The following is a 22,712-nucleotide window of genomic DNA, read 5'->3' as shown; positions in this document are numbered from 1 at the left end:
CGGAACAGAGGCGGTGGGCAATGACCCGATCACGAAAGGCTGGCGTTTGATGCGCATTACGGCTGTGACCTGCGTGAAAAACGAGGGCCCGTTTCTGTTGGAGTGGATTGCCTTCAATCGCCTGATCGGGGTGACCGATCATCTGTTCTATTCCAATGATTGTTCCGATGGGACCGATACCCTGCTGGACGCCTTGGCCGATCGTGGGTTGTGCCAGCATTTGCCAAACCCGGCAGAGGGGCGGAACTACCAGATGGAGGCGCTGAAGGATGCGCGCCGTCAGGACATCGTGACCGAGGCGGACTGGGTCTGGGTTGCGGACGTAGACGAGTTTATGAACATCCATGTCGGCGATCACACAATCCCGGCCCTGATCGAGGCTTGTGGGGATCCGCAGGCGATTTCGGTCACATTCCAGTTCTTTGCCAATGATGGCGTGGACACGTTTGTCGACGCGCCGGTGATTGGGCAGTTCCACCGCTCGCACAATCCGGACCTGTGGTGTGGTGAGGCTGCAATCGAGGTCAAGTCGCTGGTGCGCCACGATTTTCCCTTGCAGTACTACGGCGCGCATCGCCCCTTTCAGAAGGGCAAGGCCAAGCCCGCGTGGACCGATGGATCGGGTCGCAAGGTGCCGCACAAATTCCTTGTCGCCGCCAATCCACGCCGCATTCGCCGCTTTCCTGCCCATGGGGCGCGGGTATTCGCAACGCTCAACCACTATGCGCTGCGCAGCCTCGACAGCTATCTGGTCAAGAATGATCGGGGTGATGTGAACCGCGAAAACCGTGCCTTTGACGATACCTACTGGCGCGAGCGGAATGACCCCGCCTGGGAAGACAAGAGCATTCAGCGCTATTTGCCTGATCTGAAAAAGGCGTTGGACGAGCTAAAGAAAGACAAGGAAATCAAGGCCCTGCACAACGACTGCGTGCAGCGGCACATCGCCAAGCGGGACGAATTGCTGGCTAAGCCGGAGTATCAGGCGATGCAGGCACAGTTACATGCCGCCTCGACCCTACCGCCGCAGGAAGAGGCGATGCTGATCGATCTGGGATTGATGGAGCCCGCGGCATGAGTTTGCGTGTTGTGAACCTTGGCCTGCCCAAGACTGGCACCACGACTCTGGCCCGTGCCTTGCGCCGCGCGGGGCTGCATGTTGCGGACCATCGCGTGCGGCCGCGTCAAACCAAGAACACGCAGTTGCACAACGAATTTGTCGCCGACCTTTTGTATCGAGGATATTTCGAGACAGGGGACCCGGGGGCGTACTTTGCCGACTTCGACGCGATCTCTGAGATGAGCGTGCTGCGCGCAGGACGGTCCCTGTGGCCGCAAATGGATTTCGGGCTGATCATGGCGATCCGCGAACACAATCCCGGCGTCAAGTTTCTTGCATCGAACCGTGATCCTTTCGAGATGTCGCAATCCATGCTGGCGTGGTCCGATCTGGGCACGTCGCGCCTGCCCGCCAACAACATACCCGGCCTACCGGAGGGGTTTGGCGAGACGAGCATCCAACGGATGCAGTGGATCGAAGCGCATTATGCCCATCTGCGCGCGATTTTTCGGGATGATGATGATTTTCTGGAATACGACGTAGCCGACCCCGAAGCAAAAGACCTGATCAGTGGTTTCATTGAGATGCCGGTGAATTGGTGGGGTAAGACCAACGTGAACAAGTTGAACGAGGTTGCCTGATGCGAATCCACCTGCATATCGGGTTGGAACAGGTGGGTGCAGACCGCCTGCAGAACGTGCTGGCCGCCAAGCGGGACCAGATGATCAGCAAGGGTGTGTTGTATGCGCGCAGCCCCGGCAACAAGAACCACACAAGGCTCTACATGGCAGTGACGGAAGCCGCGCATGTGGACCCTTTGCGGTACAACCGCGGTTACATCACCGGTGACAAGCAAAAGGTGCTACATGACGCGGTCGCTGCTGATCTGGCCAAGGAAGTCGCGCAGTTTTCGCCCGATCACCTGATCCTGTCGGCATCGCAACTGGGCGTCAGCCTCGTGTCCCGGTCAGAGCTGGAGCGGTTGAAAGCCTTGCTGACACCGCTGTCGGACGACATCCGTGTCATCGCGCATATTGACGAGCCTGCACGCCTGCTGGCCCGCCACTATCGCGAGCAGATCATGGAGGGGCGCGGTGCGTCTCTCGATCAGGAACTGCAACTGGCGGGCAGCAAGACATGGTGGTCTGACGCCCTGGCGAAGGCCCCCAAGATCAACCCCCAAGCCGGGTCTTTCATTGAAAACCAGGCCGCACCATGTTGGCTGGACTATAGCGCGTTGGAAAAACACTGGAACGCAGTATTTGGCGAAGGTGCTGTGACGTTCCGGGGCTATGACGCCGAGGGGTTTGCCGCCGAAACGGTCACGGATGAAATCCGCGCTGCCTTTGAAGTCAAACAAACCATTGGAAAAGCCGCGAAAGCCACTGTGCCTGCGGAACCATCTGCGGCGTGGTTGGCGCGCGGGCGCCAGTTGAACGACCTGATCCTACAAGTGCTCGCCACCAAAAAACGCATTCTGCCCCGGCAGCTTTGGCGATCCTTTGTGAATGAGATCAAGGTGGACGGCGATCCTATCGATCCTGCATCGCTGTCCACCATTTCCAAAACTTTCACCAAGCAAAACGCCGCCATTGCAAAGGCGCATGACCTGCCTGCTGACCTGTTCAAGGCACCGCGGGCAACGAAAGCGTGGGAGGAAGCCGATCCGACGCGCGGTTTCCGCGCTTCGCAATACCTGTTGGGCTTCCTGTGGCGCATTGACAAGGCGACACAGGAAGAACGCAAGACCAAAGCGGCTGATCTGGCCCGCCTAAACGGCACCCCTGCCCCAACACCGGCGGAGCCGAACCCATTACCGAACGATGGCCTGACCGACACGGCCCGCGCATTGATGCCACCGCTGGCGGTGCAGAACTTTGAAAAATTGCGCACGTCGTCCTTTGCACCGCACAACAAGTTGGGCGCCGTCAACGAAGAGGAACTGGCAGCTGCTTACACGCCCTTGGGCAAGCGCGATCTACCCAAGGGATCAACTGGCAATGTCATTGTCGGCTGCATGAAGAACGAGGCGCCTTACATCGTCGAATGGGTTGCCTACCACCGCGCCATGGGGGTCGATAATTTCCTGATCTACACCAATGGCTGTGAGGATGGGACAAGCGAGATTCTGGACCGTCTGCAAGATATGGGCGTGATCCAGCACCGCAATAATGACAATTGGAAGGGCAATTCGCCCCAACAGTATGCGTTGAACCAATCCCTGAAAGAACCGCTGATCAAGAACGCCGACTGGATCATCCACATCGATGTAGATGAGTTCATGAATGTGCGCACGGGCAATGGGACGTTGCAGGATTTCTTTGACGCCGTCCCCGATGCCACGAATGTTGCCATGACGTGGCGCCTGTTTGGCCACAACGGTGTGACGGAGTTGAAGGACGAGTTCGTGATTGATCAGTTCGATCACTGTGCCCCGAAATTCTGCCCGAAACCGCACACAGTCTGGGGCTTCAAAACGATGTTCAAGAACATCGGTGCTTACGAAAAGATCAGCTGCCACCGGCCGAACAAGCTGGACCCCCAATTTGCCAAGAAGGTGCGTTGGGTGAATGGCTCGGGCAAGGATATGACCAGTGAAGCGGCCGAAAACGGATGGAGAAGTTCGAAAAAGTCGATCGGGTATGACTTGCTGCAGCTCAATCACTATGCGTTGCGGTCTGCTGAGAGTTTTTTGATCAAGCGGCAACGCGGCCGCGCGCTGCACGTGGATCGATCCATCGGGATCAACTATTGGATTCGCATGGATTGGTCTGACTACCGTGACATCACAATCAAACGAAACCTGCCGCGTATGCGCTCCGAATACGAAACGTTGATGCAGGATGCGGAGCTGCGCAAGTGGCACGAATTTGGTCTGACGTGGCATCGGACCAAGGCGGATGAACTCCACGCCAATCCGGAGTTCCAAGACCTGTATGATCAGGCCCTCAAGGTCAAACTGACCGAGACAGAGCGGGTGGCGTATGCCCTCGCCCTCGACATGGAGAGTTGAGATGGATGGTGCACGGATCGAGAATGACGTGATCACAACCCCGCGCGGGTTGCTGTTTCCACGTGATACAGATGTGCTGAAGCCGCGTCTTGCGGGAAACTTGCGGCGCGGTCTTTATGAGAACAAGGAGGGTGATGCTGTTTTGCGCATCATCCAGCCGGACGACATCGTTTTGGAATTGGGCGGTGGGGTTGGTTTCATCTCGACCCTTGTGGCCAAGAAAAGCAAGGCGGCGCACGTTCATGTCTACGAAGCCAACGGCATGTTGGCTGATTACATCCGCCGGGTGCATGCCGCCAATGGTGTCGAGAACGCAACGGTAAACCACGCCATATTGGGCAAACGCAAGGGCACCAAGGACTTCCACGTACGTGGCAACATCCTGGCGTCGTCTGTCGAAGAGACAAATGGCGAAGGCATCCTGCGGACTGAGACCGTGGACGTGGTGAATGCAGGTCAACAGACCAAGGCGATCAAACCGACAGTTCTGGTCTGCGATATCGAAGGCAGTGAAGCGGAGTTGCTGCCGGAGATGGACCTGAGCACCCTGCGGGCCGCCGTCATTGAACTGCATCCGCAATGGATTGGTCCCGAGGGTGTGAATGCGGTTTTTGGGGCGTTGATGGCAGCTGGCCTGGCCTATTACCCCAAGCTGTCGACCCAGAAAGTGGTGACATTCCGCAGGGCTTGGCCGCTCCGGTGACGCATCTTGCGCTGTTGACTGTCCGGAATGAGGCCGCGTTCCTGTTGGAGTGGCTTGCCCATCACCGCGCTGTCGGGTTTGACGATTTCCTTGTCTTTTCAAACGATTGTGATGATGGCACCGACACCATGCTGGATCGGCTGGCCGCGCTTGGCCGGCTGACCCATGTGCGGAATGAAGGCCCTTACGACAATGGAGGCATTCAATTCACGGCACTGAGAGCCGCTGCAAAGATGGAGCAGGTCAAGACAGCGGATTGGATTTTGCCGCTCGATATAGATGAGTTTGTCAATATCCACACCGGCGACGGAACGCTGGCCGCACTTCATGCGGCCCTGCCCGAAGCCACAGCGATCACACTGACATGGCGATTGTTCGGCAATAATGGCCAGGTTCGATATCTGGACCAACCGGTTACGGATATGTTTCCGAAGGCCGCGCCTGAGATCCTGTACTGGCCATGGCGCGCGTCCATGTTCAAAACGCTCTATGCGAATGATGGCACCTATCGCAAACCGGGCGTGCACCGGCCACGCGATGTGGATGACCGCAAGATTGCGCAGGCGCGGTGGTTTGATGGGCACGGGCGCTTACTGCCGGACTTGTTCAAGACCCGCCGGCTGTTTTCGAACTTTGGTCAGTCGAATTACGGGTTGGCGCAGCTTAACCACTACCCTCTTGGGTCCATGGAAAGCTACGTTTTGAAGGCGGACAGAGGCCGCGCCGTGCACGCGGATGACATGCTCGATATCGACTACTGGGTCGAACGGAATTTCAGCGTAGAGGAAGACCGGTCCATTGGCCGCTATACAGAGCAGCGCGATGTTTATCTCACGGAACTCAAGTCCGACGCAATCGTGGCAGAACTGCACGAAAGTGCCGTTGCCTGGCGCAAATCCCGGTTTGACGAATTGATGCAGCAAGAACCATTTCGCGCCCTGTTTGGCCGTCTGTTGATGACGCCGCCGTCACGGCCGGTGCCGCAAAAGGCTGCACAATTTATGGTGCGATACGCGAACCTTGCGCGTCGTTCGGCGCAATAGTCACTCAAATTTTCCCCATTTTTGCCCCATTGCGGCAGTACCCCGTTCCTCAACCCGTGGTTCAAATGCGGGATATGAGGATAGAGCAATGCAGGACCAAGAGATTCCGTTCGAGTCGGATCTGGCTGATCTTCCGAAAGCCGAGTGGCTGTCCCGTCTGGCACAAACCGTTGAAAAACAAGGCTTCTTTCGACAGCTTGGGCGCAAGCACTTTGCTGCCCATATTCGGCGAGGCGAAACGTTGGTGGTGACGTTCGAATCGGTACAGGGCATGCGCGCATTGTCTGACCGCGCCGAGCCGCTGGGTTGGTCGATGGTACGCGACAACGATTGGTCACATCTGTGTATCGCCTCGGACGGTGATACCTGGTTTCGCGACAGGCACGTGATTGCCTTGTTTGATCAGATGATCGACGATGGTTTTTTTGACGACTTCGAATCCATACTGTTTTACGGTGCGGGGCCTTGTGGGTACGCCGCAGCGGCCTACTCCGTGGCTGCACCTGGGTCGCATGTGCTTCTCATTCAGCCGCAGGCCACGCTGGACCCGCGCGTGACGGAATGGGATGATCGGTTCATCGAGATGCGGCGCACTGATTTCACGTCGCGCTACGGTTATGCACCGGACATGCTGGACGCCTGTGCACAGGCTTACGTCCTGTATGACCCTGTTGAACGGCTGGATGCCATGCACGCAGCGCTGTTTACCCGCGCAGGTGTCACTCAGTACCAGCTGCGCAACATGGGCGATGCAATCCAGAGCGATCTGGTCAACATGAATGTGCTGCCGGACCTTCTGGAAATGGCCGCCGAAGGTGCATTGGACGATTTGCAATTTGCCAAGGTCTATCGTGCCCGGCGCACTTATCCGGGCTATTTGCGCAGGGTCATGGCCGCGCTGGACCGTGATGAACGGATTGATCTGACCTATATGATGGCGCGCAATGTCGTGGAGCGCATGAAGCGCGCCCCACGTTTCCAGCGCCGTCTGGCCGAGATCGAAGCGCGCCGACAATTCCCCAGCGACGACGGGGACTAGAAACCGGCCCTGCGCCCATGTTAACGGCGGCGCATGACTTCATTGACCATTGCCCGCCCTGACGATTGGCATCTGCACTTGCGCGATGGCGCAATGATGCGCGCCGTGTTGCCTTGGACCGCACGCGACTTTGCCCGTGCCATCATCATGCCCAACCTCGTGCCCCCGGTTGTCACAGGGGATCAGGCCGCGGCCTATCGCGATCGCATTCTGTCCGCCCTGCCCGACGGCATGGACTTTGATCCGTTGATGACGCTGTATCTGACCGAGGATACGGATGCAGACGACGTGACTGCCGCACATCAGAGCGGGCTGGTCAAAGCCGTCAAACTGTATCCTGCAGGCGCGACCACCAACTCCGCCTCGGGTGTGACCAACTTCGACAACATACGCCCGGTGCTGGAGCGCATGGCCGAGATTGGCCTGCCCCTGTGTGTGCATGGGGAAGTGACCGACCACGACATCGACATCTTTGACCGCGAGGCGGTGTTCATTGACCGGGTTCTTGACCCGATCCGCCGTGCCACACCCGGTTTGCGCGTCGTGATGGAACATATCACCACGTCGAACGCGGTCGACTACGCCCGCGCACAGGATGACAGTCTTGGTGCGACCATCACCACGCACCACCTTGTTATCAACCGCAACCACATCCTCGCCGGTGGGATCAAGCCGCACTACTATTGTTTGCCTGTTGCCAAACGCGAGGAACACAGGCTTGCCCTGCGGGCCGCTGCCACCAGCGGCGAGGCACGGTTTTTTCTGGGCACGGACAGCGCACCGCACACGGATGCGAACAAGCTACTGCCCTGCGGCTGCGCCGGCTGCTTCACTGCCCCCAACACACTGCCAATCCTTGCGCAGGTCTTCGAAGAAGAGAGCGCACTGGATCGGCTGGAAGCCTTCACGTCACGAAACGGACCCAAATTCTATGGCCTACCGATCAACAAAGGCACGGTCACGCTGGTCAAGTCCGCACCAACACTGCCCAGCCACGTGGACACAGACGAAGGCCCCGTCACCGTCTTTGATCCCGGCTTTGATCTGATGTGGTCCGTCCAGTAACTTCCCTGTTTCAAAAAATCCCCGCCGGAGGCTCCCGCCCTCTCCACGCAGCACCCAGCCCGAAAGCAAAACGCCATGATCCCAACAAGCTATCCGACATCCGAAGAAATGGCCCGCCTGACGGCCCGCATGCTTCTGGAAATCAAGGCGGTGCATTTCAACGCGGCCGAGCCGTTCACCTTGGCCTCCGGACTGCCAAGCCCGACCTATATCGACTGCCGCAAGCTGATCTCTTACCCGCGCATCCGGTCGACATTGATGGATTTTCTGACGGTGACCGTCATGCGCAATGCGGGATTTGAGGCATTCGACAACATCGCGGGCGGAGAGACTGCAGGAATTCCCTTTGCCGCCTTTGTGGCCGAACGCATGGCGCTGCCCATGACCTATGTGCGCAAGAAACCCAAGGGATATGGCAAAGGCGCCCGGATCGAAGGCGACATGACCGATGGCCAGCGCGTCCTGTTGGTCGAGGATCTGACGACGGACGGCGGATCGAAACTCAGCTTTGTGGATGCGATCCGCGATGCCGGAGCCACCTGCGCACACACAGCCGTCATTTTCTACTACGGCATTTTCCCCGAGACCGAGAAGACGCTCGGCGATCATGGCGTAGCGCTGCATCACCTGTGCACGTGGTGGGATGTATTGTCCGAGGCCAAGGCATCCGGCGCATTCGACGCCGCAACTTTGGACGGTGTCGAGGCGTTCCTGAACGACCCGCGCGCGTGGCAGGCCGCCCGGACGTAACGGAACTTCGCCGATACGGCTCCGTTTGCGCTTTTTCCACCCGGCTTCTGGCTGTGGAACAGTGTGCAAAACCATGATTCTTTTGCATGGCACTGCGCAGATGTGGTATGCGTACAAGACGCCATTGCCATATGTGGGAAAGTGTAAACCGCGTTTTTGGAGCATCCACCGGGTTTTCCACAGACTTGCTCCCGGTTTTCAACGCCTATGCGCTTGTGGCAAGACACCCGGAACGCGGGGACAATAAAACAACGAGCAGAGAGTGGGGCGATGAACGAGATTGCAGCAATCAATCCGACCGGGGTGGCGGTTCAGGATGCCGAGACCATGCCCCACTCGATCGAGGCAGAGCAGCAGTTGCTGGGCGCGATCCTGACTAACAACGACATCTATGACCGTGTCGCGGCGATCATCAATCCGACCCATTTCTATGACCCGGTTCACGCCCGCATTTTCGAGATTTCGGCGGCCCGGATTGCCAAGAACAACCTTGCCTCTCCGGTGACGCTCAAGGCGTTCATGGAAGACGATGAGGGGCTGAAGGAGCTGGGCGGTCCGGCCTATCTTGCCCGCCTTGCGGGGGCGGCCATCAGTGCCTTTGCCGTGCGCGACTATGCGCAGATGATCTATGACCTTGCCGTGCGGCGCGACTTGATCCAATTGGGCCGCGACATCAGCGCGAAAGCGGCCAAAGTCGATGTGGCGTCAGAGCCTAAGGAACAGATCGTCGAAGCCGAACAGGCGCTCTACAAGCTGGCCGAACAAGGCACCTCAGAGGGTGGTTTTCAAAGCTTTCTCAAGGCCGTAACGGACGCAGTTAACGTCGCCAATGCCGCCTATCAGCGCGAGGGCGGGCTTGCGGGCATCTCGACCGGTCTGATCGATATGGACAAGAAGCTTGGGGGCTTGCACCCGTCTGATCTTCTGATCCTTGCAGGTCGTCCGTCGATGGGGAAAACATCGCTGGCCACCAATATCGCCTTCAACATTGCCAAGGCGTACAAGAAGGGGCTTAAGCCGGACGGGTCCGAGGGCGCCATCGAGGGTGGTGTTGTCGGTTTCTATTCACTCGAGATGAGCGCCGAGCAGTTGGCTGCGCGTATCCTCTCCGAAGCTGCAGAGGTGCCGTCAGAAAACATCCGCCGTGGGGACATGACCGAGGCGGAGTTCCGGCGCTTTGTGGACGCGGCCAAGCAGCTTGAGGCCTGCCCACTGTTCATCGACGACACGCCCGCCATCCCGATTGCACAGCTTGCCGCCCGCGCGCGGCGGTTGAAGCGGACCCATGGGTTGGATGTGCTGATGGTTGACTATTTGCAGCTGGTGCGCGGCGGCGCGGACAACCGGGTGCAGGAGATTGCCGAGATCTCCATGGGCCTCAAGGCCATCGCCAAGGAATTGAACATCCCGGTCATCGCGCTGTCCCAGCTGTCGCGTCAGGTCGAAAGCCGCGAAGACAAGCGGCCGCAACTGTCCGACTTGCGGGAATCGGGCTCGATCGAGCAGGACGCCGACGTGGTCATGTTCGTGTTCCGCGAAGAGTATTATAAAGAGCGTGAAAAACCCGGCGATCACGATCTGGAAGCGATGGCCAAGTGGCAGGAAGAGATGGAACGGCTGCATGGTCGCGCAGAAGTCATCATCGGCAAGCAGCGTCACGGCCCCATCGGTACGGTGGACTTGAGCTTTGAGGGCCGCTTTACCCGTTTCGGCAACCTTGTGCAGCCCTGGCAGCAAGGCGGCGGTGGCGACACCGGGTTCTGATCCAAAGGACGCGCTGCGCGCGACGCCAAAGTTTTTGGGGCTCTGCCCCCGCCTGCGGCGTCCCCGTGGTATTTATTGTCAGAAGATGCTGCATGGCCGGGTTGTGATTGGACAGCGTTACGCGCGCCCGGCACAGTGTCAGCATGCGTTGGTTTCTTGTTTTCTTGGTGTGTGTTGGCTCGGTCGTGCAGGCGCAGGAGCGAACCGAGGTTGATGTCGAGCTGTTCCTCGCCGTTGATGTGAGCCGCTCGATGCAGCCTTACGAGTTGGAAATCCAGCGGCGTGGCTATGCAACTGCGCTACAGTCGCCAGAGGTGCAGGCCGCCATCAATAGTGGTTTTCTGGGCCGCATCGCGATCACCTATGTTGAATGGGCCGGGTCCCATGACCAACGGGTAATTGTCCCCTGGACCGTCTTGGCGATGCCCGATGATGCGTCCAGAATCGCAAATCAGATCACGGCCCATTTTGACGATGCGATGCGCCGCACCTCCATTTCCGGGGCGTTAATCCACGCCGCCGACAGCATTGATGATAACGCCTTTGATGGTTTGCGCCGTGTCATCGACGTATCGGGGGACGGCCCGAACAACATGGGGCGCCCGGTCACGCAGGCCCGAGATGCCGTTCTGGCGCGCGGCATCACGATCAATGGGCTGCCGCTGATGACCCAGGATGATGGATTTACGTCCCGGTGGAACATACCTGACCTTGATGTCTACTACACCGCCTGTGTCATTGGCGGCACCGGCGCCTTTGTGCTGCCTGTCACCGATTGGGCGGAGTTTGAGGATGCGGTGCGGCGCAAGCTGGTGTTGGAGATTGCCGGACAGCCTGCACGGCTGTGGCGGGCGCAGGCAAGCGTGCCCTACAACTGCCTGATCGGGGAGGAAATCTGGGAACGAAACCGCGACATCTTTGCGCTGCCCTGAGCCGACATCACATTTTCCCCTTCACCAATCCGCGTCGTCCTGCCAAACAGCCGGTCATGACATCTGCGACCCTCTCTATCGACCTCGGCGCGCTTGTGCGCAATTGGCAATCTCTTGATGCACTCAGTGCCTGCGAAACTGGTGCGGTGGTCAAGGCCAATGGCTACGGCCTGGGCGCGCCTGTCGTGGGCCGTGCACTTGTGCGCGCCGGCGTACGCAGCTTTTTTGTCGCCACGGCCGAAGAGGGCAACACGCTGCGCGGGGCGATTGGTCAGGGGCCCGCGATCTATGTCTTTTCCGGTCACATGGCGGGCGATACTAACGCAATCCGCGAAGCAGCCTTGACCCCGCTGCTCAACTCTGTCGATCAGATGCTGCGCCATGTCGAAGCGCTGCCGGGTGCCCCTTTTGGCATTCAACTGGACAGCGGGATGAACCGCTTGGGTATGGAGCCTGCCGAATGGTCCGCCGTGCGCGACATTGCCATCGCCCAAGGCCCTATTTTGATAATGTCACATCTGGCCTGTGCGGATGAGCCCGATCATCCCATGAATGCGCGCCAATTGGCCGAGTTTCGAGCAATGACAGACGGGTTGGACATTCCCCGCTCTCTCGCCGCCACGGGTGGGACCATTCTTGGCCCGGACTATCACTTTGACATGACACGCCCCGGGATTGGGCTTTATGGCGGGTTGCCCTTTGCGGACGCGACCCCGGTGGTCACTCTTGATCTGCCCGTTATTCAGGTTCGGGATGTCTTGCAGGGCGAAAGCGTGGGTTACGGCAACACTTGGATTGCCCCGCGTGACAGCCGCGTCGCCACCGTTTCAGGTGGGTATGCTGACGGGTTGATCCGCGCAATGGGTCCCAAGGCAACGCTATACGCGGGTGACACGCCCTGCCCGGTGGTGGGCCGTGTGTCCATGGACCTGATCACTGCCGATGTGACCACACTGGGACATGATCCGGCGGAGTTGCAGCTTATGGGTCGCCATCAATCCGTCGACACGGTGGCCGAAGCCGCTGGTACGATCGGTTATGAAATCCTGACCTCCCTTGGCATGCGCTATCAGCGGAGCCTGTTGGCATGAGTTGGATTGCAGCACTTGGGCGGGCAACGCTGGGCCTGCTGGCCGCCATTGGCCGGGTGGCGATGTTTTTTGGCAGCGCTGTCACCCATCTGTTGCGGCCTCCGTTTTATCCCCGCGAGCTGGCCCTGGCCCTGCTGAATATCGGGTGGTTGTCCCTGCCTGTCGTCGGGCTGACGGCCATTTTCACAGGCGGCGCGCTGGCGCTGCAAATCTATGCGGGCGGTGCCCGCTTTAACGCTGAGGCCGTGGTGCCTCAGATTGTTGCCATCGGCATGGTACGCGAATTAGGGCCGGTCCTTGTGGGTCTGATGATCGCCGCGCGCGTCACCTCGTCCATCGCGGCCGAGATCGCGACGATGAAGGTGACGGAGCAGATTGACGCATTGGTCACCCTGTCGACCCATCCCATGAAATACCTGACGGTGCCCCGCGTGCTGGCTGCCACACTGGTTGTGCCGCTTTTGGTGGCCGTTGGTGATGTGATCGGCATCTTTGGTGGTTACGCCGTCGCCACAGGCACCCTTGGGTTCAATGCCGCGGCCTACATCCAGAACACGGTTGATTTCCTGCAAACGCGGGACATTACATCCAGCTTGGTGAAGGGTGCAGTGTTCGGATGCATCGCCGCCCTGATGGGATGTTATTTCGGCATGAACTCGGGCCGGGGTGCGCAAGGTGTGGGCCGGGCGACCAAGGGATCGGTTGAGGCTGCTGCCGTGCTGATCCTTGCCGCCAATTTCGTGCTCACGGGGGTGTTCTTTTCCGTATGACCCAGAACGCGCCCTCTTCTTTGTCTGCTACAGGCCCCGCCAGATGATCACACTCGACAACATCCACAAAAGTTTTGGCGATAACCACGTTCTACGCGGCGTCGATCTGCATGTTGCGCGCGGCACGTCAATGGTGATCATCGGCGGGTCCGGCACCGGCAAATCCATCGCGATCAAGACCATCCTTGGTCTTGTCACACCCGAGAAGGGTACGATCACGGTGGACGGGCAGGACGTCAGCCAGACCGGGGATCGGGATGCCTTTCTGGCCCGGTTCGGGATGCTGTTTCAGGGAGCAGCCTTATTCGACTCCCTGCCCGTCTGGCAGAACGTGGCCTTTCGCCTGTTGCGCGGCAGCCTTGCGCGCCCGAAGGCAGAGGCGCACGAGATCGCCATCGAAAAGCTGCGGCGTGTGGGCCTGACGCCAGACGTGGCGGATCGTCTGCCTGCTGAGTTGTCCGGCGGGATGCAGAAACGCGTTGGGCTAGCGCGGGCCATCGCCGCAGAGCCTGAAATCATCTTCTTTGACGAACCGACCACCGGGCTTGATCCGATCATGGCGGGCGTCATCAACGACCTCATCCGCGAGATCGTGACCGAGATGGGCGCGACCACGATGACAATCACCCATGACATGACGTCCGTTCGCACTATTGCCGACAATGTGGCGATGCTGCACGGGGGCAAGATCCGCTGGACCGGCCCGGTCGCGGACATTGACGCAGCCACGGATCCTTACGTGGATCAGTTCATTCACGGACGGGCGGAAGGGCCGATCGAGACGGTGCGCTAGGCCGCGCAGCGCTTGACACCAGCATTCCGGCGCGGCCACTTGCCATCATGCATCGCTGGATCAACCTGACCCTGCTTATCCTGTTCCCGATCTCGTGGTTTGCGCCATTGCTCAAGGCCGGGTTGCTGCCTCTGTTCAAGTTGAAAGAGATTTCAGTGCTGACCGGGCTTCAGTCGCTTTGGGGCACGGATATCTTTCTGGCCCTCGTCGTTGCCCTGTTCGCGCTGGTGGCGCCGATGGCCAAGACCATCGGGCTGGCGCTGCTGCATTGGAATATGGCCAGTCCACGCCTTGCACCCGGGTTGCGCCTGATGGGCAAGTTAGCAATGGCGGACATTTTTCTGATCGCCATCTACATCACCGTGGCCAAGGGCGTGGGCGTTGGGCGGCTGGAAGTGGCTTGGGGGCTGTACTTGTTTACAGCCTGCATTCTGGCGTCGCTGTGGGTCGGCTTTCGAACGGAAAAAACTGCGTTGGCTTCCGCCAACCGGTGACATCGAAAAGGACTTGCCCACCCACGCCCCCACTGGCAGACCAACGCGCATGGCAAAAACCACCACGACCTACTCCTGTTCCGCCTGTGGCGCGTCCTTTTCCAAGTGGTCAGGACGCTGCGACAGCTGTGGTGAATGGAACACGATCAGCGAAGACACCGGCCTGTCGACCGGGCCATCCGGCAAGGGGCTTGGGACGAAACGCGGCAGCACGGTCACACTAACCGATCTGGCGACGCAGGAAACGCCGCCGCCACGGACCGAAAGCAAGGTGGCGGAGCTTGACCGAGTACTAGGCGGTGGACTGGTTCCGGCTTCTGCCATCTTGGTGGGCGGCGATCCGGGCATCGGCAAGTCCACCCTTCTGTTGCAAGCTGCCGCACGTTTCGCACGCAACGGCCTGAAAACGATCTATGTCAGCGGCGAAGAGGCAAGTGCGCAGGTCCGGATGCGTGCCCAGCGCCTTGGGCTGTCCGATGCGCCAGTGCAACTGGCCGCCGACACCAACTTGCGCAACATCCTGACCACGCTCGAAGCCGAAGCCCCCGGCCTTGCCATCATCGATTCCATTCAAACCATGTGGTTGGACACTGTGGACAGCGCGCCCGGTTCTGTATCTCAGGTTCGTGCTGCCGCGCATGAGCTTACAACCTTTGCCAAACGGAAGGGCATCAGCATCATCCTTGTGGGCCACGTCACCAAGGAGGGGCAGATCGCAGGCCCACGGGTGGTCGAACACATGGTCGATACGGTGCTGTATTTCGAAGGCGAGCGCGGACACCAGTTCCGCATCTTGCGTGCGGTCAAAAACCGCTTTGGCCCGGCAGACGAAATTGGCGTGTTTGAAATGACCGGCAAAGGGCTGGCAGAGGTCACGAACCCGTCCGCCCTGTTCCTGTCAGAGCGCGGCGAGCCTTCGCCCGGCTCCGTCGTTTTTGCCGGGATTGAAGGCACCCGCCCCGTTCTGTGCGAGATGCAGGCGCTTGTTGCGCCCTCCCCGCATTCTCAGGCGCGCCGGACCGTGGTGGGCTGGGATGGAGGGCGCCTTGCCATGATCCTTGCCGTCCTTGAGGCACGTTGTGGCATCCCTTTTGCCGGGCTTGATGTGTATCTGAATGTCGCAGGCGGCATGAAAATCAGCGAGCCTGCCGCCGATCTGGCCGTGGCTGCAGCGCTTTTGTCTGCACGCGAGGATAGTGCATTACCGGCAGATACAGTTGTTTTTGGCGAAATCAGCCTGTCTGGCGCGCTTCGGCCCGCCCCTCAGACGGAAAACAGGTTGAAAGAAGCCCAAAAACTTGGTTTTTCGTCATCCATCGCACCCAAGGGTGGCAAAGCCCAAGGTGCACCGGGAATGGCGCTGAAGCGTTTCAGCGACCTGACCGGATTTGTAGGCGACGTATTCGGCGCAGGCTAGACGCCGCACGGGCAGAACATAAGGGGCAGGACCATGGAAGGGTTCACCATCATTGACGGCGTTGTCGCCGTGGTCATCATCCTGTCGGCCCTGCTGGCCTATGGGCGCGGCTTTGTGCGGGAAGCCATGGCAATTGCGGGCTGGATTGCAGCCGCGATCCTCGCATTCCTGTTTGCCCCGCGCGTCGAACCGCTGGTGCGCGAGATACCGGTAGTGGGCGAATTCATCGCCGACAGTTGCGAGTTGAGCATCATCGGCGCCTTTGCCCTTGTTTTTGCCGTTGCGCTGATCGTGGTGTCCCTGTTCACCCCGCTTTTTTCATCCATCGTGCAGCGGTCTGCCCTTGGCGGTATTGATCAGGGCCTTGGTTTCCTCTTTGGCGTGGCGCGCGGCATCCTTCTGGTTGCCATCGCCTTCTTTGTCTACGACACGGTGATCACGGGTCAGGAATTTACGATTGTTGACGAAAGCCGGTCGGCCGCCGTGTTTGGCCGCTTTACGGGCCAGATCGAAGAGCAGAACCCGGAAGAGGCGCTTGGCTGGATCACCCGCCAATACGAGAGCCTTGTGGGCGCCTGCGGCGAATAACGCGCCGCAACCAAGCGGGAATCAGACATTTGGAAGGCGCGCGCAGTGCCGTCTGCACGCGATCATAGTTAAGCGCGGGTTAATCGCGTCGCCCTGATGCGGAGAGTGAGGGTAACCTGCGCCTCACTGGTGACTGTGGCGAAACAGCGCCCGGCTTTGGCCGTGGTTGTGACCAAAAAGCGGCAGATTTGTGGAGCGTTCTTGACCTCAGAACACGAACACAGATCGACCAGAGGACACACCCATGTTTCTGAACCACGACGCCGCTTTCGCCGACATCACTCCGATCAAGACGCAAACCGCACCACGCATCAGCGCAACAGTCACGGCACATACAATGCTTGAAACCGAAAAGGGTTGGGCATCAGTAGATACGTTGCAAGCGGGCGATGCAGTGGCCACATTGGATGGTGGGTTTTCTGAAGTCACGGCAATCACGCGCCCCGATCGCTCCGCACCGCTGGTTCATATCCCCGGCGGCGTTCTCTCGACATGCTCCGACATCGCGTTGCCAGCGGATGCATACATCGCCCTGCACACCCCTGCCCGCTGGATCGACGCCCCTGTGGTCTCGGTTCCGGTCAAAGCGCTGAGCGGTTGGTCAGGCATCCGCCCCACCCTGTTCCATGGGCCAGACTTGGTTGAACTGCATTTCGCAGACGAAGAGATGATCTATGCCCAATCCGGCTTGCTGATCCATGCGGCGCCTGCGACCGGGTACAGTTTCTTTCCCAAGCTCAACTACGGTGATGCACGTGCCATGCTGGCCCTGTCTGCTGGCAAGATTGGCCAACCGGACACGGTCGCTGCGTAATACGCGATCAATTGTGATCCTTTCGTGACAGGGGCAGCCTGTCTTGTTACACCGCGCCCATATCCCATTCACGGATTCGGAGCTGCCCCTTGTCCGACCTTGCCGCACCCGCGCAGATGCCTCTGGCCCACCCCTTTGATGATGACAAACTCAAGGAAGAATGTGGGATATTCGGGGTCCTTGGGACAATGGACGCCGCAAACTTCGTAGCCCTTGGCCTGCACGCGTTGCAACACCGGGGTCAGGAAGCAGGTGGGATCGTCGCTTTCCACCCCGACCATGGCTTCAACTCGGCTCGCCGCTTTGGCTATGTGCGCGACAACTTCACCAGCCAGGACGTGATGGAAACGCTACCCGGGTCCTTGTCCATCGGCCACGTGCGCTACTCCACCGCCGGGTCCAAGGGACAAACCGCGATCCGTGACGTGCAGCCTTTCTTTGGTGAGTTTGCGATGGGCGGGGCGGCGATTGCCCATAACGGCAATATCACCAATGCCGACGCGCTGCGCCGCGAGTTGATTGAGCGCGGCTCGATCTTCCAATCCTCTTCAGACAGCGAATGCATCATTCACCTGATGGCGCGCAGCCTGCAGCGCAATATCCCCGAGCGGATGGAAGATGCGCTGCGCCGGGTGGAAGGCGCGTTTTCCGTCGTCGCGATGACCCGCACCAAGCTGATCGGGGTGCGCGATGCATTGGGTGTGCGCCCACTGGTGTTGGGCAAGCTCGACACCGGCTATGTCCTCAGCTCGGAGACCTGCGCGCTCGACATCATCGGCGCTGAGTTCGTGCGGGAGATCGAACCGGGCGAAATGGTCGTGATCACCGACAAGGGTGTCGACAGCCGCTTCCCCTTCCGCCCGCAAAAGCCGCGTTTCTGCATCTTTGAACATGTGTATTTCAGCCGCCCCGACAGTATCCTCGGTGGTCGGTCTGTGTACGAAACGCGCGAAAACATCGGACGCGAACTGGCCAAAGAGGCGCCAGTCGAAGCCGACCTTGTTTGCCCCGTTCCGGACAGCGGCACACCGGCCGCCATCGGCTATTCGCTCGAATCGGGCATTCCTTACGCCATGGGCATCATCCGCAACCAGTATATGGGCCGGACGTTCATCGAGCCGACGGAAAGCATCCGCAACATGGGTGTGCGTCTGAAGCTGAACGTGAACCGGGCCCTGATCAAGGACAAGCGCGTGATCCTCGTCGATGACAGCGTTGTGCGCGGCACCACGTCCCGCAAGATCAAGGAGATGATCCTGGACGCGGGCGCCAAGGAAGTTCACTTCCGCATCGCGTCTCCACCCACGGCCTGGCCCTGTTTCTACGGCGTTGACACGCCCCAGCGGGAAAAACTGCTCGCCGCGACCATGAGCGAGGAAGAGATGTGCCAGCATTTGGGTGTCGACAGTCTGAAATTTATCTCGCTGGATGGCCTCTACCGAGCCGTGGGCGAAGCCACAGGCCGCGACCCCTCCAGCCCGCAATACTGCGACGCGTGCTTCTCGGGTGAGTATCCGGTCGAACCCGCCGACATGATCGAAAAGGGTTTCGAGATGAAGGCGGCTGAGTAGCGCTGCTGCCAAATCATGTCATCAAGTCGGGTGATACTTCTGGCATGGATACGACGCCTTCTCAGATATTGGACCGCACAGCGACTTGGCCGGAAAAAGCCCAGTCGTGTTTCGCGCAGCTTCGCGGCATCGTTCACGACGTTGCAACCCAAGCCGACATAGGCCCCCTTGATGAAAGCCTGAAATGGGGCCAACCCGCGTGGCGTCCAAAGCGCGCGCGCACCGGCTCAACGTTGCGTGTGGATTGGTCGCCAGTAGCGCCAAATCGTCTGCTCGCCTTTGTCGACTGCAAGACCGATTTGGCGGCCCGGATGGACAACCGCTATCCACAGCAATTCCACAATGACGGGCGCCGTGCGTTGGGGTTCGACCTTGATGCGCCATTGGACGAGGATGCCGTTTGGCACCTTGCCCACATCACGCTGACCTACCACAGGTCCAAACGTCAGGGCTGATCAGCGCACCGCCGCCGAATGCCCCCACGTCACTGGGCAAAGGCTCGCGTATCGCGGCGCCGGTCCATTCACCTTGCCAAAAGGCCATGTTACGCGCGCCCCTTGCTTCATGGGGATGAACACACAGATGGCCGAAGAAACAAACGAGACCACTGCCGAACTTGCCACGCAGGACGGTGTGCTGCCGCTGCGCAACCTGCAACTGCTGGGCGTAGTGGGCACTGAAAACAGCCGGCGCGCGCTCTTGCGGACAGCCGGTGGACAGACACGCATGGTGCGGATCGGCGACACGTTTCGCCAAGGGACAGTGATAGCCATTGGCGAAGATCGCGTGGTTCTGACCGGGGGCATCGGCCAACGCACGCTTACTCTGCCGGACCGGCCAAAGGCTGCAGCTTGACCCTTGGCCCGCCACAAGGCATGAGCGGGCCATGACACAGACCGCTCTTATCACCGGTGCATCCCGCGGCCTTGGCGCGGCCATGGCACTGGCCCTTGCGCCGACATATCACATCATCGCGGTGGCCAAGACGACCGGCGCTTTGGAAGAGTTGGATGACCAGATCACGGCCAAGGGTGGTGCAGCAACTCTGGCGCCCATGGACATCGGAAATGACGCGGCCATGCAGACCCTGTGCCGTGGCATCTTTGACCGCTGGGGCAGCCTCGATATGTGGGTGCACTGTGCGATCCATGCTGCACCGCTTGCCCCAACCAGCATGATTGACGCCAAGGACATGTCAAAGTCCATCGCAGGCAATGTGACTGCCACGGCAACACTGATCACCTATGTTGCCCCCCTACTTGGCACATCCGGCAAGGCGGTATTCATGGACGATCCGGTTGCCGGGCAATCGTTCTACGGCGCATACGGCGCGACCAAGGCAGCGCAAATCGCACTGGCCCGCAGCTGGCAGGCCGAGACAGTCAAGACCGGCCCACAGGTGCATGTCGCCACGCCGCAGCCCATGCCGACCGCGACACGTGCACGCTTTCATCCGGGCGAAGATCGCACTCCCCTCGCCAACCCAGCGGATGAAGCAGCCCGTATCCTGTCCGAAATCAACGGTTGAACAGAGCAGGCAAGCATGACCCAATAGGATCATGCTGACCCGTCTGACCCGATTTGACCGGCCCCGACCGCCTGCGCGGTCCGGCACCCTGCAATCCATCTACGATGCGGCGGCGACAGGCTGGCAGGACGGTATTTCCAAGCTGGGATTTCTGGCGGCCTATGCCGACCTGATGTCTTCGGTTCCGGTTGTTGGAAACGAACCAAGAGTACTGGACGTCGGCACCGGCACAGGGGCCTTTGCACAGGCTTGGCTGGACGCACACGGAGCACCCGCCACCCTGACACTGACGGACATTTCACAATCCATGCTCGACACAGCCGCGGCCCGTTTGCCCGGCGCCGTCACGATTGCAACCCCGTTGGGTGGGCAATTGGATCATATCCCGCCACAGGATATCGTGTTGTGCGCCCACGTGATCGAGCATCTGGAGGACCCGCAGGCGGCCTTGACCTGGTTGCATGATCAAGTTGCACCCGGCGGCATGTTGGTCCTTGCCCTCTCTCGTCCCCACTGGTGCACGGCACTTGTGCGATGGCGGTGGGGCAATGCCGCGTATCACCCCGCGCAGGCCAAACTGATGTTAGAGGCGGCCGGGTTTGCGGACATCACGCTGTGCCCATTCAAGAGCGGTCCACCCAGCCGCGTGTCACATGGATACATCGCCACTCGCCCGTAGCGGGTACGCAACGGTCCCGTGTCACCCGTCCAAAAAAATCCTCGTCGGAGGCCGCGACAGTTGCCCCGCGACGCGCGGCCCCATAGTAAGGCGCAAAGGGGCATCACATGCGCATTCTCATCACAAATGACGACGGTATCTCGGCCCCCGGCCTTCAGGTGCTGGAAAAGATTGCAGCTGATTTGGCCGGACCGGACGGGCATGTGACCACTGTCGCACCCGCCTTTGAGCAATCGGGCGTAGGACATTGTATCAACTACGCGCGGCCCTTTATGTTCCAGCAGATCGCGCCCAACCGGTACACCGTCGAAGGCAGCCCGGCAGATTGTGTTCTGGCCGGATTGCACCAGGTGCTGGACGGCCCGCCCGACCTGATCCTGTCCGGCGTAAACCGGGGCAACAACTCGGCCGAGAATGCGCTGTATTCCGGCACGCTTGGCGCGGCCATCGAAGGGGCACTGCAAGGCGTGTTATCCATCGCTTTGTCGCAGTATTTTGGCCCCGCGAACCGTGAACTGGATGACCCGTTCGAGGCATCGGCTGCCCACTGCAAGGCACTTGTTGGGCGGATTGTTGCCGCAACGCCAAAGGATCAGCCGGGCTACCAGCTCTTTTATAACGTCAATATCCCGCCCGTGGCGGCGGCGGATGTGAAAGGGACCCGCATTGTGCAACAGGGCCTGCGCCCAGGCGTGGGCTTCCATACCGAACAGACGCAATCCCCCAGCGGACGCAACTTTTTGTGGATTCGTGGCGGCAACCAACATATTCCCACAGCCCCCGACACGGATGCCGCGGTGAATCTGGATGGCTATATCTCTGTCACGCCCATGCGGGCGGATTTCACAGCGCATGATATGCTGGACCAGCTGGGGTCTATCGCCACATGAGTGAGGACACCGATCTGGCCACGCGCAAGATGCAGTTCCTTTATGCGCTGCGGTCCAAAGGGGTGACCGACAAGCGCGTGCTGGGCGCGATGGAAGAGATCGACCGCGGCCCCTTTGTACGTGGGCTGTTCTCCGAGCGTGCATATGAAGATATGCCTTTGCCCATTGCCTGTGGGCAGACCATCAGCCAGCCATCCGTCGTGGGTCTGATGACCCAAGCCTTGAATGTCACCCCGCGGGACAAGGTGCTCGAAATCGGGACCGGGTCCGGCTACCAGGCGGCCATCCTCGCCAAGCTGGCGCGCCGGGTCTACACCATCGACCGGCACAGACGGCTGGTCCACGAGGCGCGCGCCATCTTCGAAGAACTGAACCTGCACACAATCACCGCGATCACCGGGGATGGGTCGTTTGGTTTGCAGGATCAGGCGCCGTTTGATCGCATCATCGTCACCGCCGCGGCCGAGGATCCGCCCGGCCCCCTTCTAGGGCAGTTAAAAGAGGGCGGGATCATGGTGTTGCCCGTCGGTCAATCGGATGCCGTGCAAAGCCTGATCCGTGTGCATAAGACAGCAAACGGCCTCGAATATGACGAATTGCGCGATGTGCGCTTTGTTCCCTTGCTCGAGGGCTTGGGCAAAGACTGAAACTGGTGTAAACATCGCGCAACCGACAAGGCCCCCATGTACGAGGGGTCAGGCAGAGGAC

The 22,712-nt window shown here is 59.8% G+C and carries 24 protein-coding genes; all 24 read left to right on the top strand.

Translation table 11 applies throughout. The features are described 5' to 3' along the window. The first annotated feature begins 49 nt into the window (after positions 1-49). The 24 genes from IE087_RS13985 (at position 50) to IE087_RS13870 (ending at position 22,651) form a co-directional block, all read left to right on the top strand. Positions 50-1,078 carry a glycosyltransferase family 2 protein gene (locus IE087_RS13985; RefSeq protein ID WP_189369950.1) on the top strand — a complete coding sequence of 343 codons (1,029 nt, stop codon included), beginning with the start codon at positions 50-52 and terminating at the stop codon, positions 1,076-1,078. Further along, entirely contained in the window at positions 1,075-1,701 is a 627-nt protein-coding gene (locus IE087_RS13980; RefSeq protein WP_189369949.1) for a sulfotransferase, read from the top strand. The genes IE087_RS13985 and IE087_RS13980 overlap by 4 nt, the downstream gene beginning before the upstream one ends. Beyond that, a complete protein-coding gene (locus tag IE087_RS13975; RefSeq protein WP_189369948.1) occupies positions 1,701-4,073 on the top strand; it encodes a glycosyltransferase family 2 protein in 2,373 nt (790 codons plus the stop codon). Before IE087_RS13980 ends, IE087_RS13975 begins: the two co-directional genes overlap by 1 nt. Position 4,074: 1 nt before the next feature. Then, positions 4,075-4,776, top strand: coding sequence for an FkbM family methyltransferase (locus IE087_RS13970; RefSeq protein ID WP_189369947.1), 702 nt, complete (start codon positions 4,075-4,077; stop codon positions 4,774-4,776). Next, positions 4,773-5,819: a glycosyltransferase family 2 protein gene (locus tag IE087_RS13965; protein WP_189369946.1), complete on the top strand. Its 1,047-nt coding sequence runs from the start codon at positions 4,773-4,775 to the stop codon at positions 5,817-5,819. The genes IE087_RS13970 and IE087_RS13965 overlap by 4 nt, the downstream gene beginning before the upstream one ends. 88 nt (positions 5,820-5,907) lie before the next feature. Next, on the top strand, positions 5,908-6,858 hold the full coding sequence (locus tag IE087_RS13960) for a phosphoadenosine phosphosulfate reductase (protein ID WP_189369945.1): 951 nt from the start codon (positions 5,908-5,910) through the stop codon (positions 6,856-6,858). Positions 6,859-6,891: 33 nt separating this feature from the next. Then, positions 6,892-7,923, top strand: coding sequence for a dihydroorotase (pyrC, locus tag IE087_RS13955; RefSeq protein ID WP_189369944.1), 1,032 nt, complete (start codon positions 6,892-6,894; stop codon positions 7,921-7,923). A 75-nt stretch (positions 7,924-7,998) separates the two neighbouring features. Next, on the top strand, positions 7,999-8,673 hold the full coding sequence (locus tag IE087_RS13950; protein WP_189369943.1) for an orotate phosphoribosyltransferase: 675 nt from the start codon (positions 7,999-8,001) through the stop codon (positions 8,671-8,673). A gap of 270 nt (positions 8,674-8,943) precedes the next feature. Next, positions 8,944-10,437 carry a replicative DNA helicase gene (locus IE087_RS13945; RefSeq protein WP_189369942.1) on the top strand — a complete coding sequence of 498 codons (1,494 nt, stop codon included), beginning with the start codon at positions 8,944-8,946 and terminating at the stop codon, positions 10,435-10,437. Between the two features lie 143 nt (positions 10,438-10,580). Next, positions 10,581-11,369 carry a DUF1194 domain-containing protein gene (locus IE087_RS13940; protein WP_189369941.1) on the top strand — a complete coding sequence of 263 codons (789 nt, stop codon included), beginning with the start codon at positions 10,581-10,583 and terminating at the stop codon, positions 11,367-11,369. Between the two features lie 56 nt (positions 11,370-11,425). Next, positions 11,426-12,460 carry an alanine racemase gene (gene alr / locus IE087_RS13935; protein ID WP_189369940.1) on the top strand — a complete coding sequence of 345 codons (1,035 nt, stop codon included), beginning with the start codon at positions 11,426-11,428 and terminating at the stop codon, positions 12,458-12,460. Continuing rightward, a complete protein-coding gene (locus IE087_RS13930; protein ID WP_189369939.1) occupies positions 12,457-13,230 on the top strand; it encodes an MlaE family ABC transporter permease in 774 nt (257 codons plus the stop codon). Before alr ends, IE087_RS13930 begins: the two co-directional genes overlap by 4 nt. 43 nt (positions 13,231-13,273) lie before the next feature. Then, positions 13,274-14,023: an ABC transporter ATP-binding protein gene (locus IE087_RS13925; protein WP_189369938.1), complete on the top strand. Its 750-nt coding sequence runs from the start codon at positions 13,274-13,276 to the stop codon at positions 14,021-14,023. 47 nt (positions 14,024-14,070) lie between these two features. Beyond that, the gene (locus IE087_RS13920; RefSeq protein ID WP_189369937.1) at positions 14,071-14,517 is read left to right on the top strand and encodes a paraquat-inducible protein A; all 447 of its coding nucleotides are present in this window, start codon (positions 14,071-14,073) and stop codon (positions 14,515-14,517) included. Positions 14,518-14,566: 49 nt separating this feature from the next. Further along, positions 14,567-15,934 (top strand): DNA repair protein RadA, encoded by a 1,368-nt coding sequence (gene radA, locus IE087_RS13915; RefSeq protein ID WP_189369936.1) that lies wholly within the window; start codon positions 14,567-14,569, stop codon positions 15,932-15,934. A 33-nt stretch (positions 15,935-15,967) separates the two neighbouring features. Continuing rightward, positions 15,968-16,522 carry a CvpA family protein gene (locus IE087_RS13910; RefSeq protein ID WP_189369935.1) on the top strand — a complete coding sequence of 185 codons (555 nt, stop codon included), beginning with the start codon at positions 15,968-15,970 and terminating at the stop codon, positions 16,520-16,522. A 244-nt stretch (positions 16,523-16,766) separates the two neighbouring features. Further along, on the top strand, positions 16,767-17,336 hold the full coding sequence (locus IE087_RS13905) for a hypothetical protein (RefSeq protein WP_189369934.1): 570 nt from the start codon (positions 16,767-16,769) through the stop codon (positions 17,334-17,336). A gap of 116 nt (positions 17,337-17,452) precedes the next feature. Beyond that, positions 17,453-18,907, top strand: a complete 1,455-nt coding sequence (gene purF / locus IE087_RS13900; RefSeq protein WP_189369997.1) for an amidophosphoribosyltransferase — start codon at positions 17,453-17,455, stop codon at positions 18,905-18,907. Positions 18,908-18,951: 44 nt separating this feature from the next. Next, positions 18,952-19,362 carry a DUF1801 domain-containing protein gene (locus IE087_RS13895; protein WP_189369933.1) on the top strand — a complete coding sequence of 137 codons (411 nt, stop codon included), beginning with the start codon at positions 18,952-18,954 and terminating at the stop codon, positions 19,360-19,362. A 109-nt stretch (positions 19,363-19,471) separates the two neighbouring features. Next, positions 19,472-19,762, top strand: a complete 291-nt coding sequence (locus IE087_RS13890; RefSeq protein WP_189369932.1) for a type II secretion system protein N — start codon at positions 19,472-19,474, stop codon at positions 19,760-19,762. A 31-nt stretch (positions 19,763-19,793) separates the two neighbouring features. Further along, positions 19,794-20,435 (top strand): SDR family NAD(P)-dependent oxidoreductase, encoded by a 642-nt coding sequence (locus tag IE087_RS13885; protein ID WP_189369931.1) that lies wholly within the window; start codon positions 19,794-19,796, stop codon positions 20,433-20,435. Between the two features lie 31 nt (positions 20,436-20,466). After that, positions 20,467-21,114, top strand: coding sequence for a class I SAM-dependent methyltransferase (locus IE087_RS13880; RefSeq protein WP_189369930.1), 648 nt, complete (start codon positions 20,467-20,469; stop codon positions 21,112-21,114). Positions 21,115-21,221: 107 nt separating this feature from the next. Next, positions 21,222-22,004 carry a 5'/3'-nucleotidase SurE gene (gene surE, locus IE087_RS13875; protein WP_189369929.1) on the top strand — a complete coding sequence of 261 codons (783 nt, stop codon included), beginning with the start codon at positions 21,222-21,224 and terminating at the stop codon, positions 22,002-22,004. Beyond that, entirely contained in the window at positions 22,001-22,651 is a 651-nt protein-coding gene (locus IE087_RS13870) for a protein-L-isoaspartate(D-aspartate) O-methyltransferase (protein ID WP_189369928.1), read from the top strand. The genes surE and IE087_RS13870 overlap by 4 nt, the downstream gene beginning before the upstream one ends. The last annotated feature ends 61 nt before the right edge of the window (positions 22,652-22,712 follow it).

The sequence above is a fragment of the Tateyamaria omphalii genome, assembly GCF_014651375.1.
Taxonomy (GTDB): Bacteria; Pseudomonadota; Alphaproteobacteria; order Rhodobacterales; family Rhodobacteraceae; genus Tateyamaria; species Tateyamaria omphalii.
The sequence above is the reverse complement of the archived record's forward strand: the minus strand, read 5'-3'. Positions and strand labels throughout refer to the sequence as shown.

Excerpts from the sequence above, each read along its gene's own strand:
- IE087_RS13870 (WP_189369928.1), top strand. The coding sequence starts at position 22,001 with ATGAGTGAGGACACCGATCTGGCCACGCGCAAGATGCAGTTCCTTTAT.
- pyrC (WP_189369944.1), top strand. The coding sequence starts at position 6,892 with ATGACTTCATTGACCATTGCCCGCCCTGACGATTGGCATCTGCACTTG.
- IE087_RS13985 (WP_189369950.1), top strand. The coding sequence starts at position 50 with ATGCGCATTACGGCTGTGACCTGCGTGAAAAACGAGGGCCCGTTTCTG.
- IE087_RS13920 (WP_189369937.1), top strand. The coding sequence starts at position 14,071 with ATGCATCGCTGGATCAACCTGACCCTGCTTATCCTGTTCCCGATCTCG.
- IE087_RS13950 (WP_189369943.1), top strand. The coding sequence starts at position 7,999 with ATGATCCCAACAAGCTATCCGACATCCGAAGAAATGGCCCGCCTGACG.
- IE087_RS13960 (WP_189369945.1), top strand. The coding sequence starts at position 5,908 with ATGCAGGACCAAGAGATTCCGTTCGAGTCGGATCTGGCTGATCTTCCG.
- IE087_RS13925 (WP_189369938.1), top strand. The coding sequence starts at position 13,274 with ATGATCACACTCGACAACATCCACAAAAGTTTTGGCGATAACCACGTT.
- alr (WP_189369940.1), top strand. The coding sequence starts at position 11,426 with ATGACATCTGCGACCCTCTCTATCGACCTCGGCGCGCTTGTGCGCAAT.
- IE087_RS13945 (WP_189369942.1), top strand. The coding sequence starts at position 8,944 with ATGAACGAGATTGCAGCAATCAATCCGACCGGGGTGGCGGTTCAGGAT.
- IE087_RS13885 (WP_189369931.1), top strand. The coding sequence starts at position 19,794 with ATGACACAGACCGCTCTTATCACCGGTGCATCCCGCGGCCTTGGCGCG.
- IE087_RS13980 (WP_189369949.1), top strand. The coding sequence starts at position 1,075 with ATGAGTTTGCGTGTTGTGAACCTTGGCCTGCCCAAGACTGGCACCACG.
- IE087_RS13910 (WP_189369935.1), top strand. The coding sequence starts at position 15,968 with ATGGAAGGGTTCACCATCATTGACGGCGTTGTCGCCGTGGTCATCATC.
- IE087_RS13930 (WP_189369939.1), top strand. The coding sequence starts at position 12,457 with ATGAGTTGGATTGCAGCACTTGGGCGGGCAACGCTGGGCCTGCTGGCC.
- IE087_RS13905 (WP_189369934.1), top strand. The coding sequence starts at position 16,767 with ATGTTTCTGAACCACGACGCCGCTTTCGCCGACATCACTCCGATCAAG.
- IE087_RS13975 (WP_189369948.1), top strand. The coding sequence starts at position 1,701 with ATGCGAATCCACCTGCATATCGGGTTGGAACAGGTGGGTGCAGACCGC.
- IE087_RS13970 (WP_189369947.1), top strand. The coding sequence starts at position 4,075 with ATGGATGGTGCACGGATCGAGAATGACGTGATCACAACCCCGCGCGGG.
- surE (WP_189369929.1), top strand. The coding sequence starts at position 21,222 with ATGCGCATTCTCATCACAAATGACGACGGTATCTCGGCCCCCGGCCTT.
- IE087_RS13880 (WP_189369930.1), top strand. The coding sequence starts at position 20,467 with ATGCTGACCCGTCTGACCCGATTTGACCGGCCCCGACCGCCTGCGCGG.
- purF (WP_189369997.1), top strand. The coding sequence starts at position 17,453 with ATGCCTCTGGCCCACCCCTTTGATGATGACAAACTCAAGGAAGAATGT.
- IE087_RS13940 (WP_189369941.1), top strand. The coding sequence starts at position 10,581 with ATGCGTTGGTTTCTTGTTTTCTTGGTGTGTGTTGGCTCGGTCGTGCAG.
- radA (WP_189369936.1), top strand. The coding sequence starts at position 14,567 with ATGGCAAAAACCACCACGACCTACTCCTGTTCCGCCTGTGGCGCGTCC.
- IE087_RS13890 (WP_189369932.1), top strand. The coding sequence starts at position 19,472 with ATGGGGATGAACACACAGATGGCCGAAGAAACAAACGAGACCACTGCC.
- IE087_RS13895 (WP_189369933.1), top strand. The coding sequence starts at position 18,952 with ATGGATACGACGCCTTCTCAGATATTGGACCGCACAGCGACTTGGCCG.